14 protein-coding genes are annotated in these 18,771 nt (G+C 41.2%); 7 read left to right on the plus strand and 7 right to left on the minus strand.

Annotated elements, in window-relative coordinates; genetic code table 11:
• Nucleotides 1–36: 36 nt before the first annotated feature.
• Nucleotides 37–639, plus strand: a complete 603-nt coding sequence (locus tag COCH_RS01220; protein ID WP_012797002.1) for a DUF4254 domain-containing protein — start codon at nt 37–39, stop codon at nt 637–639.
• Between the two features lie 77 nt (nt 640–716).
• Here the strand turns inward: COCH_RS01220 and COCH_RS01225 are convergent, their stop codons facing one another.
• The 7 genes from COCH_RS01225 to COCH_RS01255 all read right to left on the minus strand — a co-directional run bounded on the left by COCH_RS01225 (nt 717) and on the right by COCH_RS01255 (nt 9,424).
• On the minus strand, nt 717–1,469 hold the full coding sequence (locus tag COCH_RS01225; RefSeq protein WP_002673219.1) for a succinate dehydrogenase/fumarate reductase iron-sulfur subunit: 753 nt from the start codon (nt 1,467–1,469) through the stop codon (nt 717–719).
• 6 nt (nt 1,470–1,475) lie between these two features.
• A complete protein-coding gene (locus COCH_RS01230; protein ID WP_009418022.1) occupies nt 1,476–3,503 on the minus strand; it encodes a fumarate reductase/succinate dehydrogenase flavoprotein subunit in 2,028 nt (675 codons plus the stop codon).
• A 4-nt stretch (nt 3,504–3,507) separates the two neighbouring features.
• Complete coding sequence (locus COCH_RS01235; RefSeq protein ID WP_012797004.1) at nt 3,508–4,182, minus strand: succinate dehydrogenase cytochrome b subunit; 675 nt, start codon at nt 4,180–4,182, stop codon at nt 3,508–3,510.
• A 194-nt stretch (nt 4,183–4,376) separates the two neighbouring features.
• The gene (locus tag COCH_RS01240) at nt 4,377–6,878 is read right to left on the minus strand and encodes a heavy metal translocating P-type ATPase (protein WP_012797005.1); all 2,502 of its coding nucleotides are present in this window, start codon (nt 6,876–6,878) and stop codon (nt 4,377–4,379) included.
• A 98-nt stretch (nt 6,879–6,976) separates the two neighbouring features.
• Complete coding sequence (locus COCH_RS01245) at nt 6,977–7,540, minus strand: helix-turn-helix domain-containing protein (protein ID WP_002673227.1); 564 nt, start codon at nt 7,538–7,540, stop codon at nt 6,977–6,979.
• A 35-nt stretch (nt 7,541–7,575) separates the two neighbouring features.
• Entirely contained in the window at nt 7,576–8,358 is a 783-nt protein-coding gene (locus COCH_RS01250) for a porin family protein (protein WP_012797006.1), read from the minus strand.
• Nucleotides 8,351–9,424, minus strand: coding sequence for a PCMD domain-containing protein (locus COCH_RS01255; RefSeq protein ID WP_009410887.1), 1,074 nt, complete (start codon nt 9,422–9,424; stop codon nt 8,351–8,353). The genes COCH_RS01250 and COCH_RS01255 overlap by 8 nt, the downstream gene beginning before the upstream one ends.
• A 736-nt stretch (nt 9,425–10,160) precedes the next feature.
• Between COCH_RS01255 and COCH_RS01260 the strand changes: the two genes are divergently transcribed.
• From COCH_RS01260 to COCH_RS01285, 6 genes are all read left to right on the plus strand, one after another.
• On the plus strand, nt 10,161–10,658 hold the full coding sequence (locus COCH_RS01260; RefSeq protein ID WP_012797007.1) for a Fur family transcriptional regulator: 498 nt from the start codon (nt 10,161–10,163) through the stop codon (nt 10,656–10,658).
• A gap of 11 nt (nt 10,659–10,669) precedes the next feature.
• Nucleotides 10,670–11,941 (plus strand): adenylosuccinate synthase, encoded by a 1,272-nt coding sequence (locus COCH_RS01265; protein ID WP_012797008.1) that lies wholly within the window; start codon nt 10,670–10,672, stop codon nt 11,939–11,941.
• Between the two features lie 271 nt (nt 11,942–12,212).
• Nucleotides 12,213–13,139: a Dyp-type peroxidase gene (locus COCH_RS01270; protein ID WP_009410890.1), complete on the plus strand. Its 927-nt coding sequence runs from the start codon at nt 12,213–12,215 to the stop codon at nt 13,137–13,139.
• Nucleotides 13,140–13,185: 46 nt separating this feature from the next.
• The gene (locus tag COCH_RS01275) at nt 13,186–13,392 is read left to right on the plus strand and encodes a hypothetical protein (protein WP_012797009.1); all 207 of its coding nucleotides are present in this window, start codon (nt 13,186–13,188) and stop codon (nt 13,390–13,392) included.
• Between the two features lie 4 nt (nt 13,393–13,396).
• A complete protein-coding gene (locus COCH_RS01280; protein WP_012797010.1) occupies nt 13,397–15,475 on the plus strand; it encodes an outer membrane beta-barrel protein in 2,079 nt (692 codons plus the stop codon).
• 15 nt (nt 15,476–15,490) lie between these two features.
• Complete coding sequence (locus tag COCH_RS01285; protein ID WP_012797011.1) at nt 15,491–18,673, plus strand: UvrD-helicase domain-containing protein; 3,183 nt, start codon at nt 15,491–15,493, stop codon at nt 18,671–18,673.
• Nucleotides 18,674–18,771 lie beyond the last annotated feature (98 nt).

The raw sequence follows: 18,771 nt of genomic DNA on the forward strand, positions 1-18,771 counted from the left end.
AAGAAAAACTTTATTTTTGCCAAAAAATTAATGACTATGTTTTCAGAAAAAGCCTTTAAAATATTTGAAGAAAGTATCGCGCAATACCACATTGCGGACGATGTATATCAGCCTTTTGTAAACCCTTATCCATCAACTGACTTGCTCAATCACTTGCTTTATCGCAAGAATTGGATTGACACCGTGCAATGGCATTATGAGGATATTATTCGCGACCCGAACATCGACCCAGTGGTAGCCCTCGACCTCAAACGCAAAATCGATGCTTCTAACCAGGATCGTACCGATATGGTAGAGTATATAGATAGCTACTTTTTAGACTTGTATAAGGAGGTGAAACCACTTCCTGAGGCTACTATCAACACCGAGAGTCCTGCGTGGGCAGTGGATAGGCTTTCAATTTTAGCACTGAAAATCTATCATATGCAGGAAGAAGTAAACCGCCCCGATGCCACTCCTGAGCATCGTGCTAAATGCCAAGAAAAACTCAATGTACTGCTCGAACAGAAAAAAGATCTTTCAACGGCTCTCAACCAACTTTTAGACGATATCGCTGCCGGTCGCAAGTATATGAAAGTCTATAAACAAATGAAGATGTACAATGATGAGGAGTTGAACCCCGTTTTGAGAAAAAAATAACTCTGAATTTTAAATAAAAAAACTGCCTCAAACAAATTGAGGCAGTTTTTTTATTTGCTAATTTTCAAATTTGCTAATTATCGAATACTTGCTTTGAGGTATTCACGGTTGAGGCGTGCAATATTTTCAAGTGAAATACCTTTAGGGCATTCTACTTCGCAAGCTCCTGTATTGGTACAGTTACCAAAACCTTCGTGCTCCATTTGGTTTACCATATTGAGTACACGCTCAGTAGCCTCTACACGACCTTGAGGAAGGAGGGCAAATTGCGATACTTTGGCAGCCACAAACAGCATAGCCGAAGAGTTTTTACAAGTAGCCACACAAGCCCCACAACCTATACAAGCCGCAGCATCCATAGAGCGGTCGGCATCGCGTTTAGGGATAGGAATAGCGTTGGCATCTTGGGTATTACCAGAAGTGTTCACAGAGATATATCCCCCTGCTTGTTGAATGCGTTCAAAAGCAGTTCTATCTACCATCAAGTCTTTGATAACAGGGAAAGCAGTAGCGCGCCAAGGTTCAATAGTGATGGTATCACCATCTTTGAACATACGCATATGCAACTGACAAGTAGTTACCCCACGGTCGGGTCCGTGAGCTTCCCCATTGATGAAGAGAGAGCACATACCGCAAATACCTTCACGGCAATCGTGGTCGAATGCTACAGGTTCTTCTCCTTTTTCAATGAGTTGTTCGTTGAGTACATCCAACATTTCCAAAAAAGACATATGGTCTGAAATGTTGGTTACTTTATAATCTACCATACGACCTTTCTCTTGCGAGTTTTTTTGTCGCCACACTTTGAGTGTTAGGTTCATCGTTGCCATATCTTTCTATTTATAACTACGTTGTTTAAGTTCAATATCTTTAAATACAAGAGGTTCTTTATGCATTACCTCTTCACTAGGGTTGTAGGTATTCACTACTTCTTTAGGATTACCAGTGTATTGCCAAGCGGCTACATAAGCATAGTTTTTGTCGTCGCGGAGAGCTTCACCATCAGGAGTTTGATATTCTTCGCGGAAGTGACCACCACAAGACTCATTACGTTCTAAAGCGTCTTTAGCAAATAACTCACCAAGTTCAAGGAAGTCGGCTACACGACCTGCTTTTTCAAGCTCTACGTTCATACCAGTGAGTTCACCAGGTACTTTTACGTTTTTCCAGAAATCTTCGCGTATTTCGCGTATTTCTTTGATAGCTTCTTTCAAGCCTTCAGCATTACGCGCCATACCTACTTTATCCCACATCACTTTACCAAGTTTTTTGTGGAAGTAATCTACAGAGTGGGTACCCTTATTGTTGATGAAGTAAGCCAAACGTTCTTTTACGATGCGTTCTGCTTCGTCAAACTCAGGGGTATCAGTAGGGATTTTACCGGTACGGATATCAGCGGATAAGTAATCGCCAATAGTGTAAGGTAATACAAAGTAACCATCAGCTAAACCTTGCATCAAGGCAGAAGCTCCTAAGCGGTTTGCCCCGTGGTCGGAGAAGTTTGCCTCACCGATAGCATAACAACCAGGTATAGTGGTCATCAAGTTGTAATCTACCCAAATACCACCCATAGTGTAGTGAGTAGCAGGATAAATCATCATTGGAGTTTTATAAGGGTTTTCGGCTACAATCTTTTCGTACATTTGAAAAAGGTTACCGTATTTAGCTTCTACGATTTTTTCACCACGCTTGGTAACTTCTTCTTTAGTAGGTTCTACGCCGTGAATTTTACATTGTTCTTTACCGTAACGTTCGATAGCAGAAGAGAAATCCAAATAAACAGCTTCACCTGTTTCGTTTACTCCATAGCCTGCATCGCAACGTTCTTTAGCAGCACGTGAAGCTACGTCACGAGGCACGAGGTTACCGAAAGCAGGATAACGGCGTTCCAAGTAGTAATCGCGGTCTTCTTCAGGGATTTCAGTAGGTTTTTTGCGTTTTTCGCGTATCGCTACAGCATCTTCCATTTTCTTAGGCACCCAAATACGTCCGTCGTTACGCAAAGATTCAGACATCAAAGTCAATTTAGACTGATAGTCACCTGAACGAGGGATACAAGTAGGGTGGATTTGAGTGAAGCAAGGGTTAGCAAAGTAAGCACCTTTTTTGTGGATTTTCCAAGCTGCGGTAGCGTTAGAGCCCATCGCATTGGTTGAAAGGAAGTATACGTTACCATAACCACCAGAAGCGATAACCACCGCGTGAGCAGAGTGGCGTTCAATTTCACCAGTAACAAGGTTACGAGCGATGATACCACGAGCTTTGCCGTCTACTATTACCACATCGAGCATTTCGTGGCGGTTGTACATATCTATTTTACCACGAGCAATTTGGCGGTTCATTGCGGCATAGCAACCGAGCAAAAGCTGTTGTCCTGTTTGACCTTTGGCATAGAAAGTACGAGAAACCAATACCCCACCGAAAGAGCGGTTATCAAGTAGCCCACCATAATCACGAGCGAAAGGTACGCCTTGCGCCACACATTGGTCGATGATATTGCCAGATACCTCAGCAAGGCGATATACGTTAGCCTCACGAGCGCGGTAGTCGCCCCCTTTTACAGTATCGTAGAACAAGCGATAGTTAGAGTCGCCATCGCCCATATAGTTTTTAGCGGCATTGATACCCCCCTGAGCAGCGATAGAGTGCGCGCGGCGAGGAGAATCTTGGTAAGCGAATGCTTTTACGTTGTAGCCTAATTCAGCGAGGGTAGCTGCAGCCGAACCTCCTGCCAAGCCAGTACCTACCACAATCACATCGATATTACGCTTGTTAGCAGGGTTTACGAGGTTGATATGGTCTTTATATTTCGTCCATTTGTCCGCTATAGGACCTTCAGGAATTTTAGAATCTAATGTACTCATAAAATTAAGCATTTAAGTGATTAAAATAATGGAAGAGGGCGATGAAGATAAAGCCTCCACAGATAATGTAAGAATACCAATTGCCAACGCAGCTGATAAACTTTTTGCGCTCATCGTCTTTCCAGCCCATAGATTGGAAAGATGATTGAAAACCGTGTAGCAAGTGCAAAGCCAAAGCGATAAAGGCTAACACATAAATACCTACACGCACAGGGTTGTGGAATTTCTCTACTAATTCTCCGTAGTAGCGGTCGGGGTTTGGAGGTAATTGCTCGATGTACTTGTAGTTCATTTCGCCTACCCAAAAATCATAGAGGTGCAACCCTAAGAAGAGAAGAATCACCACTCCTGTGATAATCATATTACGAGACATCCAAGTGGAGTTAGCCCCCCCATTATAGCTGTAATATGCCTCACTACCACGAGCTTTTTTGTTTTGGATTTCCAAGACAAATCCCATAATGAAGTGGAACAACACCCCAGCGAGCAATACAGGTTGCAAAGCAAACTGAATAAGAGGATTGGTGCCCATAAAATGAGATAGCTCGTTGAAAGTACTCTCGCTAATCACAGAGGTGAAGTTTACCGCAAAGTGAATGATTAGAAAGAGAATGAGAAAGAGTGCCGAAAGAGCCATCGTCACCTTTCTTGCAACAGATGTTTTAAATAATCCTGCCATTCTTTTATAGTTTTATATATGTATATATTACGTTAAACAATTTCGCTACAAAAGTACGGCATTTTTATCAGTTGTACAATAAAAAATGTACAAAAACCTTAATTTATATTCGGTTTAAAGAAGGAAATAAGAGTTAGTAGCTGAAATTGATTTATTAAGAGGAGATTAACATTCTGTATCGCTTTTTTTATTCTTTATAATTTCGTTCTTCTCAATCTTAAAGCATTACTTATAACACTTACAGAGCTAAAGCTCATTGCTAAGGCACCCAACATAGGAGAAAGCAAGATACCAAAAATAGGGTATAGCACTCCTGCAGCAACGGGGATACCTACAACGTTGTATACCAAAGCAAAAAATAGGTTTTCGTGTATGTTTTTCATTACTGCTTTGCTGAGTTTTTTAGCTTTTACAATACCATTTAAATCGCCTTTTACTAAGGTGATTTCAGCACTTTCTATAGCGATATCAGTACCGGTGCCCATTGCGATGCCTACGTTAGCTTGTGCCAAAGCAGGAGCATCGTTGATACCATCGCCTGCCATTGCTACGATTTTTCCTTCAGCTTGCAAACGCGCTACTTCAGCTTGTTTGTTTTGAGGGAGCATACCAGCTTTGTAGTTGCTGATGCCTATTTCTTTGGCAATAGCTGCAGCTGTAAGCGAATTATCGCCTGTAAGCATTACAATTTCTACTCCCAAGTCCTGCAACTCTTGTAAGGCTTGAACAGTAGAGGTTTTTACTCTATCGGTGATGGTTACTACCCCAATGATTTCTTTTTCTATGGCGAGAAGTGAAACGGTTTTTCCTGCTGCTTGCGCTGTTTTTACCACAGTTTGTATTTCTTCGGATAAAGGAGCACCGATTTCTTCCATCAATCGTTCATTGCCAAAGAAAAAATTTTTTCCTTCGTAAGAGGCTTTTACCCCTCTGCCCGCCAAGGCTTCAAAGTTAGTAAAGGATAGGGGAGTAGCACCTTGTGCTTGAGTGTATGCATTGGTAGCTTTTGCTAAAGGGTGTTCACTGTGCTGATTGAGACTATAGAGCACTTGTAACAAATCCTTTTCACTTCTGTTGCCAAAGGTAAATACTTCGCTCACACTGGGTTTCCCCTCAGTAAGTGTGCCTGTTTTGTCGATGACTAATGTGTTTACTTTGTTCATCACTTCTAAGGCTTCAGCATTGCGTATCAAGATACCGTTTTGAGCTCCTTTGCCTACGCCTACCATTACCGACATAGGGGTGGCTAAACCGAGTGCACAAGGACAAGCGATAATCAATACTGCTACGGCATTGAGCAGGGCGTATACGTAAGCATTTTCACCTCCAAAAACCGACCATATCACAAAGGTAAGCACTGAAATCCCTATCACAATAGGCACAAAGTAAGAGGCTATCTTGTCGGCTAAATTTTGAATGGGAGGACGGCTACTGCTGGCTTGTTGTACCAACTGTACGATTTGAGAGAGCAGGGTATCGCTACCTACCTTTTCCGCTTTCATCACAAATGATTGAGCACCGTTGAGCGTACCTGCCGACACTTTACTGCCTACTTCTTTTTCAGCAGGAATAGGTTCGCCCGTAATCATACTCTCATCTATGCTCGCACTACCTTCGGTAATTACACCATCAACGGGGATTTTCTCACCAGGTTTCACTCGCAACAAATCGCCTAAGGTTACTTCTTCTATAGAGACTCTTATTTCCTCGCCGTGAACAATTTTAGTAGCCTCATTAGGGGCTAAATTCAACAGTTTTTTGATAGCCCCTTGCGTACGACTGTGGGCATCGGCTTCGAGCACTTGCCCTAAGAGTACCAAAGTGAGAATGACGGTAGCAGCTTCGAAATACAAGTGTACTGAGCCGTGTTCTTTGAATTGTTCAGGGAACATATCAGGAACTAACAGTCCTACTACACTGAAAAGCCAAGCTACACCAGCGCCTATCCCTATAAGGGTAAACATATTGAAGTGCAAGGTGCGGATACTGCGCCAAGCCCTTTCGAAGAATATCCAGCAGAAATAGAAAACTACTGGTAAAGAAAGCGCAAACTGCACCCAGTTCCAAGCACTTACGGGCATTAACTCATACAGCGGATTGTTGTGCCACATTCCGATCATTGCGATGATAAAGATAGGGAGCGTAAAGGCTACAGCACCCCAAAAGTGACGGCGTAACTTTTTGCGCTTTTGCTCTTCCGCACTTTCACCTTCAGGAGCCTCTGTGCTTACTTGCTCTACTAAATCCATACCACATACGGGGCAATCACCGGGGTGGTCGTAGGTTTTGTTGCCCTCGCAGTGCATAGGACAATAGAAAACACCAGAGCCTTTGGCTTTTTTTGGGGTTTCTTCGTGGTGATGATGTTGTTGTTGAGCTCCTCCTACTTGTTCTACCAAGTGCATACCACATATAGGGCAATCACCAGGGTGATCGTAGGTTTTATCGCCTTCGCAGTGCATAGGACAATAGAAAACACCAGAGCCTTCAGAATTTGAAGCCTGATGAATGCTATAATGAGTACCCTCTAAGGCTTTTTCAAGAGCTTCAAAAGGGATTTCTCTATCAGTTTCGACAGTAGCTTTTTTAGTAGCGAAATCTACGGTAACAGCTGTTACGCCTGCTACTTCAGAGAGCTTTTTTTGTATGGTATTGGCACAACCTCTGCACCCCATACCTTCTATATTGTATTCCATAAATTGTAAATGTTAAAAAGTTATTTGTTTTACGCTGCAAAGATACAGCAAAACATCTACTTGGATATTACACAATTTTGTATTTAATTTGTAAGATTTTAAACCTCATCTAAAGACTTACGTTTGTTATCTTTTATCTGCTTGAAAAAGCTAGGGGTGAGTCCTGTAACTTTTTTAAACTGATTGCTTAAGTGTGCTACACTTGAATAGTTGAGTTGATAAGCTATTTCACTAAGCGTCAGTTCGTCATATACTAAGAGTTCCTTTACTCTCTCAATCTTTTGAGCAATAAAGAATTTTTCAATAGTTCTGCCTTCTACCTCAGAAAACAAACGCGATAAAGCCCCGTAATCTCGACCTAATTCACTGCTGAGTATTTCAGAAAGGTTAAACGATAGTTTGTTGTCTTGGTTATGTATCAAATTGATAATGATAGATTTAATTTTTTCAATAAGAACACTTTTCTTATCGTTCATCACCTCAAATCCTAAGGGTAAGAGAGCTTGTTTGATAGCTTGTATCTCATCAGAAGAAAGTTCCTGTGTAAAAGTAATTTCACCCAAATTGATGCTTTGTGGTGTTAAGCCTAATGCTTTTAACTGTTCATCGAGTACTATTATACAACGATGGCAGACCATATTTTTTACAAATAACTTTGTCATATATTTCCTTTAAGGATTAAGATATTATAAAGTGCTTAAAAGTGATACCCAAAACCTATATTCATATAGATGGGATACATATCAAAAGTAATTGTTTTAAAGTCCTTTTTAAAGATATTATTTATTCCGTAGGTGACTTCAGCATTGATATTGAAATGCTTGAACGCTTGCCAAGAGCCTCCTATCAGTGTGCCCCAATGCCAATGGCGGAGATGATTGCTGAAATCATAAGAGGCTATCTGCCCATTAGTGAAACTTACTTTCTCACCGATAGGACTACCTTCTCGCAAATAACCTTCGGTAACATAGCCTGAGAAATTGCCGTCCATACGATAAGAAACGAATGTACCTAAGCGCAGTTTCCAACGATTGGCAAGGCGATAGTTCAGTGATATGGGCAGGGTAACAAATGAACTTTTGTAGGTAGTATGTACATCACCCGTCCAATAGCCCGCCACGTGGTTACCTTGTTCTATAATCTCCATACCGTAGTTCTTTACATTTGCATCGGTTTCCATACCCTTTTCTTCGAATCGTAAGCTAGCTGAGATACCCCATTTAGGAGTAAGCCATTTGGTTACAGTTCCTTCAAATGAGCCATTAAACTTTGGGCTATATCCTTTTATCTTGCGTATTTCTTTAGGGAGTGGTATTGGGCTTGCACCTCCTATATTTACGCCAGCTTTTAGTTCGTATTCCCAACCTTTTTCTTCTGATTGTACAAGCGTTTCAGTACGTTCGTTTTGCGCATATGAAAAACAGCTCAATAGCATTAAGCATACAATAACGATATTCTTTTTCATAACTTCATTATTCATAAGACAATTGCATTTCATCTACATAAAGAGTACTACCTACGGCTGCTGTAAAATCAGCGCCTTTTTCACTGGAACTAAGTACTATAGCGAGACTATACTTTCCTTCTTTTAGTTTTTTAGTATCGATAGAGCGACCTTTTATTGTTTTAAAAGGAATAGAGAATTGTACCCAATTATCGGTTTCTCTCTTGTCGGTTAGTTGTGCCATTAACACTATATTATTGTGCGTTTTGATGTTAGTGCCATCTAAATGAGGTACTTGAGAAGTTACCTCGTAGAACACTGCATAAATATCACATTTGTCTTTTTGGTTAGGTATTACATTGCCATTTTTATCAGTAAGTTTTTCACCAGCTTTGTATTTGTAATATCCTGATAGATGAGTAGGTTTTCTTTTGAAAGGAATCCCGAAATGGGTAGATTTTGCAGGGGTGAACAAATTTATTTCAAAACTTCCTGTGAAGAGATTACCAGCTGCGATAGGAGCACCAAAAGTTTTTCCTAAGACCCCTGTGCTTTGTGTTACGAGTTTCACGCATTTCCCCCTGTATCCACTCTCACTCTGACTTGTAGGGAAGTCATCGGGTTTAGCATTACTGTTGGTAAATTTAAAACCTGCATTTCCGCTACTCCAAGCGATTTCTTGTCCGCTTACTGAGGTATCGTAAAAAGTGTAGTAGCCATCAGTAATACGAGCGTTTTCGAAGTGATAGTGAGCGATAATTTCATTAGTGAGACAACTCACTTTATAAGTTTTCTGCCAATTACCGTCCTCAGAGGTTACCACATAAGTTTGAGGGGTAGAGAAGTCGCGTACGGTACCGCTAGTAGGACTGATTGTTGCCCCTTGTGTAAGGGTGAAGCGAGGGGCGAGATTTTTTACTTTATCTAAATCGGTTACGTAGAGTTTTACCTCAGTGTTTTGGATTATGGGCTCACGAATGAGCAGATTGCCGTCGACCTCACAGGTTAGGATATCGGCTTCGGTATTTGGGGCTTCGCTTTTGATACAGCTTTGCAATGTGAATAGCGAGGCTATGGTAATGATGATGTTTTGAAGTTTCATATATGCTGTTCAATGAATTTAGACTGCAAAGGTAGGAAATAATTTTTTAATACCAATAATGCCAATAATACCAGAAATTAGAAAATGAGAGAATTAGAAAATGAGGAAATGGGGAGATGAGAAAATGAGGAAATGAGGAAATTAGCAAATGAGTAGTGATAAAAATTGTTTATTGATAGGTGAGACTTGTCGGACAAATCGGATAGGTTAGAGAAGGCGAAAGGAAACGGAGAAGTTCGGAAGAGGATTGAGAGAGATTTTGGTGAAAAAAGGCTATAAGGAGGGTGGGGTTAGCTTATAGAGAGCTTATAGGAAGCTTATACGAATCTTGGACGATTGGTATAGAAAGGGTATACAAATAATTGATTCATAGTATAATACAGCGATGCAAAAAATGTTAAAAACGGGGTTTCGAGGCGAAAGAAAGAGGAAAAGGTGCTAGGCCTTAGGACATAGGCAATAGGGGGGAGTGTGAAGGAAAATCAAAAGAAACCTCCCCCTAGCCCCCTCCAAAGGGGGAATGTAGGGACGGAAACCTCCCCTCTATCACATACTCCGCTCTCGCAGGGCACATACCTAGCTGTCGCTGGCTACCTTCAAAGGGGGAGTTGATGCAATGCTAAAAGGGCGAATGTAGCGAGGCTGAGGTGTGTTTGCTTTGAAAAATAATAGTAGTGTTTTGTTTTCTGAAAAATAAATAGTACTTTTGCCCTTTATTGAAAAACATATTTAATATATGAAAAATATAGCTGAGAAAGATAAAAAAAACACCTCCGAAGAGAACTTGGAGATTGTAAAAAAGGTGCTTACCAAATATTTGGAAGACAATGGACACCGTAAGACCCCTGAACGCTATGCGATTGTGAAGGAGATTTACGAATACAACGACCATTTTGACATAGAGACCCTCTATGAAAATATGAAAAAGAAAAAGTATCGGGTGAGTAGAGTGACCCTCTACAACACGATTGAGCTCTTGCTGGAATGTGGTTTAGTGCGCAAACATCAGTTTGGACAAAACCAAGCGTATTACGAGAAATCGTATTTTGACCGTCAGCACGACCACGTAATCCTTACCGATACGGGTGAGATTGTGGAGTTTTGTGACCCTCGTATTCAAGCAATACAGAAAACCATAGAAGAAGTTTTTAATATTAATATTAGCAATCACTCTCTTTATTTTTACGGTACACGCAAAGCAGATGCCCCAAAAGAAGAGAGAGCAACTAAATAAAAGAAACAAAAATGGCAGTAGATTTATTATTAGGTCTTCAGTGGGGAGACGAAGGAAAAGGGAAAATAGTAGATGTTCTTACGCAAAACTACGACATTATTGCACGCTTTCAAGGAGGTCCTAATGCAGGGCATACTCTTGAATTTAACGGTATTAAACACGTGTTACACACTATTCCGTCGGGAATCTTCCACAAAGGTGCTGTAAATATTATAGGCAATGGGGTAGTGATAGACCCTATCATTTTCAAAAAAGAAATAGAGGCACTCGCTCCTTACGAGGTAAATTTGAAACAGAATTTGCTCATCTCGCGCAAAGCACACCTTATCTTGCCTACCCACCGCCTCTTAGATGCTGCTTCGGAAGCTTCCAAAGGTAAAGCTAAAATAGGTTCTACTCTTAAAGGTATAGGACCTACTTATATGGATAAGACAGGTCGTAACGGCTTGCGCGTAGGCGATATAGAGCTCAGTGACTTTAACGATCGTTACCGTAACCTCACCGATAAACACGAAGAAATGCTCGCTAACTACAAGGTGGATATTCAGTATAACCTACAAGAGTTGGAAGCCGAGTTTTTTGAAGCGATAAAAGTGCTGAAAGAGTTTCAGCTTATCGACAGTGAAGAATACCTATACCAAGCTCTCAAAAAGGGTAAAAAAATACTTGCCGAAGGAGCACAAGGTTCTATGTTGGACATTGATTTTGGTACCTATCCGTTTGTTACCTCGTCGAACACAACGGCTGCTGGAGCTTGTACGGGCTTAGGTGTAGCCCCTCGCAGTATTGGTGAGGTAATAGGTATCTTTAAGGCTTATACAACCCGTGTGGGCAGTGGGCCTTTCCCTACCGAACTGTTTGACAAAGTGGGCGAAACAATGACCCAAGTAGGTCGCGAATTTGGAGCCACTACCGGTAGGCGTCGCCGTTGTGGTTGGCTTGATTTGGTAGCCCTTAAATACGCTGTACAGGTAAACGGAGTTACCGAACTTACAATGATGAAAGCCGATGTGCTCAGCGGTTTTGAGACTTTAAAAGTATGTACGTCATATCTTTATAAAGGAAAAGAAATCAAGCACTTGCCTTACAATATAGAAGAACAGAACGTAACGCCCATATATACGGAACTCAAAGGCTGGCAACAAGACCTTACCAAACTCACCAATTACCAGCAACTACCCAAAGAACTTTTGGATTATATCAGTTTCTTAGAGAAAGAACTCGAAGTGCCCATCAAAGTAGTATCGGTGGGGCCTGATAGAACTCAAACGATTATTCGGTAGAACATTAGATGATTTAGGAAGTTATAAAATGAATGAGCTATGAACATCATAGTACACAACCTTTACATACCGAAGAGCAATTATTAGTAGAAGAATGACTCAAGGAAAAACAGATTTCTTTTAACAGAAGAAAAACTTATTTTACAAAAGGGCAATTAGCTTCCACAGAAAGAGGTATTGAGCAAGCTAATAACGGATTGTTGAGACCTTATACTGAAGTTAAGAAAAGAGCGCGTGAAATATTCCTAAAAAATTAAAAATACTTAATATAATGAATTATCAGAATGTAACAGACTTGCCTAATAACAATACCATATTTTTGGTATGGGCATTTAAAAAAGATATAGACAAGACATTGCTTAATAATACTTTTGCAAAAGTATGTGGTTTGGTAGGAAACCTCAACAACTCGGTAGCCGACCGCTTTCCTGAAGGTCGTGCCAGTGTAACCATAGGCATTAGCCATAGGGCGTGGCTTACTTTAGGGTTACCCAAACCACTCCCCAAAGAACTCAAAGATTTTGAGCCCATCAGAGGTAGTAAACACACTGCTGTATCCACCGAAGGCGACTTACACTTTCATATCCGCGCTCATAACCCCAGCTTGGCTTACGATATGGCAGCTGCCATTAGCGAGGTAATGCAACCCATTGCCAATGGTATTGTAAACGTACAAGGTTTTAGATATTGGGACGGACGCGCTATCATCGGTTTTGTAGACGGTACCGAAAACCCGCGTGGCGCAGAACGCGAACAGTTTGCCGTAGTAGGTGATGAAGACCCCGATTACCAAGGAGGAAGTTATCTATTCGTACAAAAATACGTACACGATATGAACGCTTGGCGTGCGCTCCCCGTTAGCGAACAAGAAAAAGTAATAGGGCGTAGCAAAGAAATGGACATAGAAATGGACGAGGATACCAAGCCTACCAATGCGCACTCGGCACTTGCCAATGTAGGCGATGATTTGAAAGTAGTGAGAGACAATATGCCTTTCCACGACCCCGTAAGTCACCAAATGGGCACTTACTTCATCTGCTATGCCAATACGTTCAGTACGGTAGAAAAGATGCTTACTAATATGTTTATAGGCAATCCCGCTGGCAATTACGACCGCCTATTAGATTTCAGCACAGCCGAAACAGGAACACTTTTCTTTGTACCATCTTTGGATATGTTAGACGAGTTTGCAGGATAAAAGGAGCTATACAACTAATTATCCTTAACAATATACCTAAAAAACTATGAATATATTAGTACAACCTTTAAACACAGAAGAGCAACTTTTAGTGGAAGAATGGCTCAAGGAACAACAAATCTCTTTTGAAAGGAGTGAAACACATTTCACTGAAGCACAATTAACTTCCATAGAAAGAGGTATTGAACAAGCTAATAATGGATTGTTAAAACCTTATACTGAAGTTAGAAAAAAAGCACGTACAATTTGCTAATCTTATGAAACTCCTTTTAACCAGCTTACTATTAGTTTATTTTATGACCACTACAGCGCAAGAAGTAGTGCCTGAAACACCTTTGGATACGATTGTGCTCAATGAGGTAATTGTAAAAGCACAGCGCAAAACACAATATACCGATAAGGCGAGCTTTACCTTTGAAAAGAAAGCTGTGGAACAAGCACGCTATGCCAAAGACCTCTTGCGCAGTTTGCCTAACCTGCACCTCAATCCTGTAACCAACCAGATTGCTACCCTTAAAAGGGGTACGCTCTTGGTATTGGTAAACGGTGTAGAGGCAACTGACTTGCAAATACGCGGTATTGCCCCTCAAAACGTGGCACGCATAGACTATTACGATATTCCGCCTGCGCGCTGGAGCAATAGGGCTGACACAGTGGTGGACATCATCACACGTTCGGCTGAAGAGGGATATTCGGTAGGGGTGGATGGGCTTTCGGCTCTTACTACAGGTTTTGTAGATGCTTCGGCTTATGGTAACTACACCAAAGGCAAGCATACGTTGGGAGTGGAATACAAATTGGAGTTTCGCAATTACAACGACAGATACTATGAAAAACACTCCGATTATGAACTATCGGGTGTGCGTTATGCAAACGACCAACAATCAAAATCAGGGTTTAGCTATAATGCGCACAACGCTTCGGTGCGTTATAGCGCAGTAGTACCACAAAACTATAGTTTCCAAGCTAAAGCCGGAATGGAACTTTTGAATCGCTCTGCACATAGCAATGGCATAAACCTATTTACACAAGGTACAACCATTAGCCATCACACATTATCAGGTAAAAGTCACGACCACTGGTTGCGCCCCAAAGTAGACCTATACTTCTCTAAAAAATTAGGCAAACGAGATGAATTGAGCGTGAACGCCGTGGGGAGTTATTACAACACTACCAAAGAGAACCTCTCAAAGGAATGGGAGACCGCAACCCAGCAGAATGTGTACGACGATGATATGGATTTGAAAGTAAAACAACGCGGTTGGGTAGGTGAAGTAGCACATACTCATCAGTTTACTATAGGCAAACTCAATTCGGGCTACCGTATTAGCAGTACTTTTATCGACAACGACTTACGTAACTTGGCAGGTACTTCGGCTTACGATGTTACCTATACCAATCAGTATTTGTACACCGAGTTTGTAGGCAAAAAAGCTAATTTTATGTACAGAGCCAGTGCTGGGCTTACCCACACCCACAACCGTAGTGCCGAAAACACTTTTACCGAATGGGTGTTTACGCCGAAGGTAGTGTTGGGTTATGAACTCGCCAATAACCAGAGTTTGCGCCTCACAAGTTACTATGTACCCCGCAGTCCGCGTAGTGCAGAACTCAGTAGCAATATAGCACAACAAGCGCCGAACATCTTGGAGACAGGAAATCCTTACCTAAAATCACAACATATATTTTGGACTGGACTCTCTTATACTTTCAACAATGAGTACACCGATTTTAACCTTCAACCCTTCTACAAAAACACCCAACGAGTAATTACTGATATTTATATCAAAGACCCCGTACGCAATGGAATACTCAGCACTTATGAAAACAGTAAATATCACGAGGAGTTTGGTTTTTCATTAGATGGTACTTTTAAACCATTAAGGAATGATTTATTTGTATTTTCAGCTAATATAGCCCCTACACGTGAGACTTTGGTTACTGATGCTGGACTACGCGCTCGCAATAATTATATCGACAACAACCTATCACTTACTTTTACCTATAAAGATTTGAGGGTAGATTACAGTTTCAACTTCCCTATTTATTACATAGACGGCAACACTATGAGCACTTATGAAAATAACAATGATATTTTTATAGAATACCAGTTAGGTAGTTGGACACTTAAAGGTGGTGTGTTTTGGTTAGGAATGCCTTCGGAATACAAGATGAAGAGCAGTTACGAAGGTTTGGTAAACCAGCATAGCTATACCTACATAGAGAACAACCGCAATATGTTTGTATTAGGGGTTAGCTACGATTTCTCCAAAGGAAAGAACAATTCGGTAGACAAGAAGCTCAACAACGATACCGCTCCTGCAGCGCAGTTTTAAGGTAAGAGGTAAAAAATGAATACACCTTCAGCAAATTATACTATATACAACGCTTCGGCAGGGTCTGGAAAGACCTACAGTCTGGTGAAAGCTTATCTGAGAATTATTCTCGGCAGTAAGCAACCCGATTTGTTTAGGCAGTTACTCGCTATTACCTTTACCAATAAGGCGGTTTTTGAAATGAAGAACCGCATCATAGAGTTATTAGGGGTATTCAGTGAGGACAAAATGCTCACTAAACCTCACGCTATGTTTACTGAATTAGCAAAGGAATTGAATCTCCCCGACGAAGAACTGAGAACGCGTTCGGCTAAAGCTTTGGAGCATATACTGCACAACTACGCGGCTTTTAATATCAGTACTATCGATGGGTTTAACCACCAACTGATACGCCACTTCTCACAGGATTTGCATCTCAATCCTTTCTTTGAAGTACAGTTGGATAGCAAGGCTTTACTAGAGCGAGCGGTTGATAATTTGATGAATCAGGCAGGAAACGACCCCGAGCTTACCCAATTGCTCATCGATTTCGCCAATGAAAAGATAGATGACGACAAGAGTTGGGATACTACTAAAGAATTATTAGGCGTAGCCGAAATGCTCACCAATGAGAACCATTACAAGCAATTACAATCGCTGAAAGACAAGGAAATACCCGATTTTCTAATTCTTAAAAATACCTTACTCAAACAACGCAACAATGCCCTGAAAAGCATTAAAACTTCTGCCCAAGACTTTATGCAACTGATGTGTGAGCACGGTTTGGATAAAGGTGCTTTTAATGGAGGACATTTATACAAATTCTTCGATAACCTCACTGCCGACAACCCTAAGGAACCTTCGTGGGGCAGTGGTTGGCAAAACAATCTATTAGAAGGCGAACCTCTTTATTCTGGTTCAGCGGCTAAGAAGTACGACACTGCCCTGATAGATAGTTTGCAAGAGATGATTGCCAACTTGTTTTTGGCAATCAAAAAAGCTTTTGGAGCTCTTGCCTTTGCGAACAACGCGCTGAGATATGTTGTGCCTTTGGCTTTGCTCAACCGTATACAAAAAGAAATAGAGACCATTAAAGAAGAAGAAAACATCTTGCCTATATGGGAGTTCAACGGAGTAATTTCCTCAGAGCTCAGCAACCAGCCTGCACCTTTTATCTACGAGCGTATAGGTGAGAAATTCCGCCACTATTTTATCGATGAGTTTCAAGACACCTCAGTACTGCAATGGCAGAACTTTATACCGCTTATCCTCAATGCAGTGCAAAGTGAAGTGAACAATAAGTGCGGGTCGGTATTACTTGTAGGCGATGCCAAACAATCGATTTATCGTTGGCGAGGAGGAAAAGCGGAACAGTTTATGAGTCTGTATAACAATGAAGTAAACCCTTTCCGCATCAAAGGAGAAGTAAAAGACCTCAATGAAAACTTTCGCAGTTTAGAAGCCATTATCGATTTTAACAACCATTTTTTTAAGTTTGCAGCAGACCTTTTCCAAAGTGAGACCTACAAAGAACTTTACAAAAACTCTACACAGGAATATCCCAAAAACAAAAAAGACCAATCCTTACCCGAGGGCTATTTCAATCTTTCCTTTATAGAAGTTGGAGAAGAAGAAGTGCCTACAGAAGAAGACAATAGCAATGTTGTAGCACTTTCACCGCGCGAACGGAGTTATTGTGAAGCGATTTTAGAGAAAATAGAACACGCTAACCGAGCAGGGGCAGCCGATAAGGATATTACTATATTGGTGCGCACCAACCGCGAAGGAGCAGCCGTTGCCTCTTTCCTTTCAGAACACCAAAGAAATGTAATTTCCCCCGATTCGCTATTGCTGAAAAACGTGGCATCAGTACAATTTCTCGTCACCCTATTACGTCTGCTTTATCACCCTGAAAGTGAAGAACTCAAACTGCAATTGCTCTTTGATTATCTTCGTTTTAAAGAAACTAAAGACCCTCACCTCTTCCTCAGCAAATATGTAGAGAAACCCGTAAATACTTTCCTTGCCGATTTTCACTTCTCCATAGAGCTGTTCAACCAATATTCTTTATACGAAGGAGTAGCTTTGGCGGTGAATTGTTTTGACCTCGCTCGCTCTTCCGATGCTTATCTCACTCACTTTATGGATATTGTATTCGATTTTAAGAATGCGCGCAAAGGAGGCTTAGCCGATTTTCTGGAGTTTTGGGACGACCAACAAGAAAAACTGAGTATCAGTTCTCCCGAAGGGTTGAATGCTATTACTGTAATGACGGTTCACAAGAGCAAAGGACTTTCTGCCCCCGTGATTATCTACGCTTTCGCCGATAGCAAACTCATCGATACACATACTGAAAAACTTTGGTTTCCCGTAAATCACGAACAGTTTAACGGTTTTGACTATCTGCTGGTAAACAGCAATAAAAGCTTAGTGAATTACGACGCACAAGCCGAAGAGCTTATGATGCAACTACACGAACAAAACCTCCTCAACCAGCTAAATGTGTTATATGTAGCGATGACGCGTCCCGAATCTTTCCTCTATATAATCACCTCACTATCCAAAAGTAGTGCAGGAACGTATGGCACGCTCTTTAGAGAGTTTTTAGAAGAAAACAAACAGTGGAATGAGAATGTAGTGGAATATACCTTTGGAAACCCTGTATTTCCTGAGAAGAAAGAGAATGCAGCAGCTGAAGAATCACCTATTCCTTTCCAAAAAGGTTGGCAGTATCCGAACTACAAGATTGCGACAGGGGCTTCCCTGCTATGGGACACTCACCAACAAGAAGCCTTGGAGCGCGGTAACCTGATTCATGAGTTATTCTCAAAAATCACTTACGCCACCGACCTCGACACTGTACTCAACGATGCGCTACAAGAGGGTACTCTCACTGCCGAACAATATGAGCTATTGCAACCCCAAATGGAGCGATTACTCAACGACAGCACTTTAGCACCTTTCTTTAGTGAGGACTACGAATACTTTATGGAACGTGAGTTTATAGATGCTAATGGCAACTATTTCCGTCCCGACCGACTTGCCTACAACCCAAACACTCGCGAAGTCTATATCATAGATTACAAAACTGGACAACCCAACCCTCAGTACCACCAACAGCTATCGTACTACGCCCAAAACCTGCAAGCTATTGGCTGGCAAGTAAAAGGAAAATATTTAGTGTATTTGGATTTGGGAAAAGTGGTAAAGATTCTCTAATCCTCTCTAAAATACGCCTTAGGATTGTTCAAAAAAGTTTTAGTAATGATTATTTCTTTTTTAGTTTCACGGTGCAAAGGTAAGGCGCTACTCTGACA

The organism is Capnocytophaga ochracea DSM 7271, from assembly GCF_000023285.1.
Taxonomy (GTDB): domain Bacteria; phylum Bacteroidota; class Bacteroidia; order Flavobacteriales; family Flavobacteriaceae; genus Capnocytophaga; species Capnocytophaga ochracea.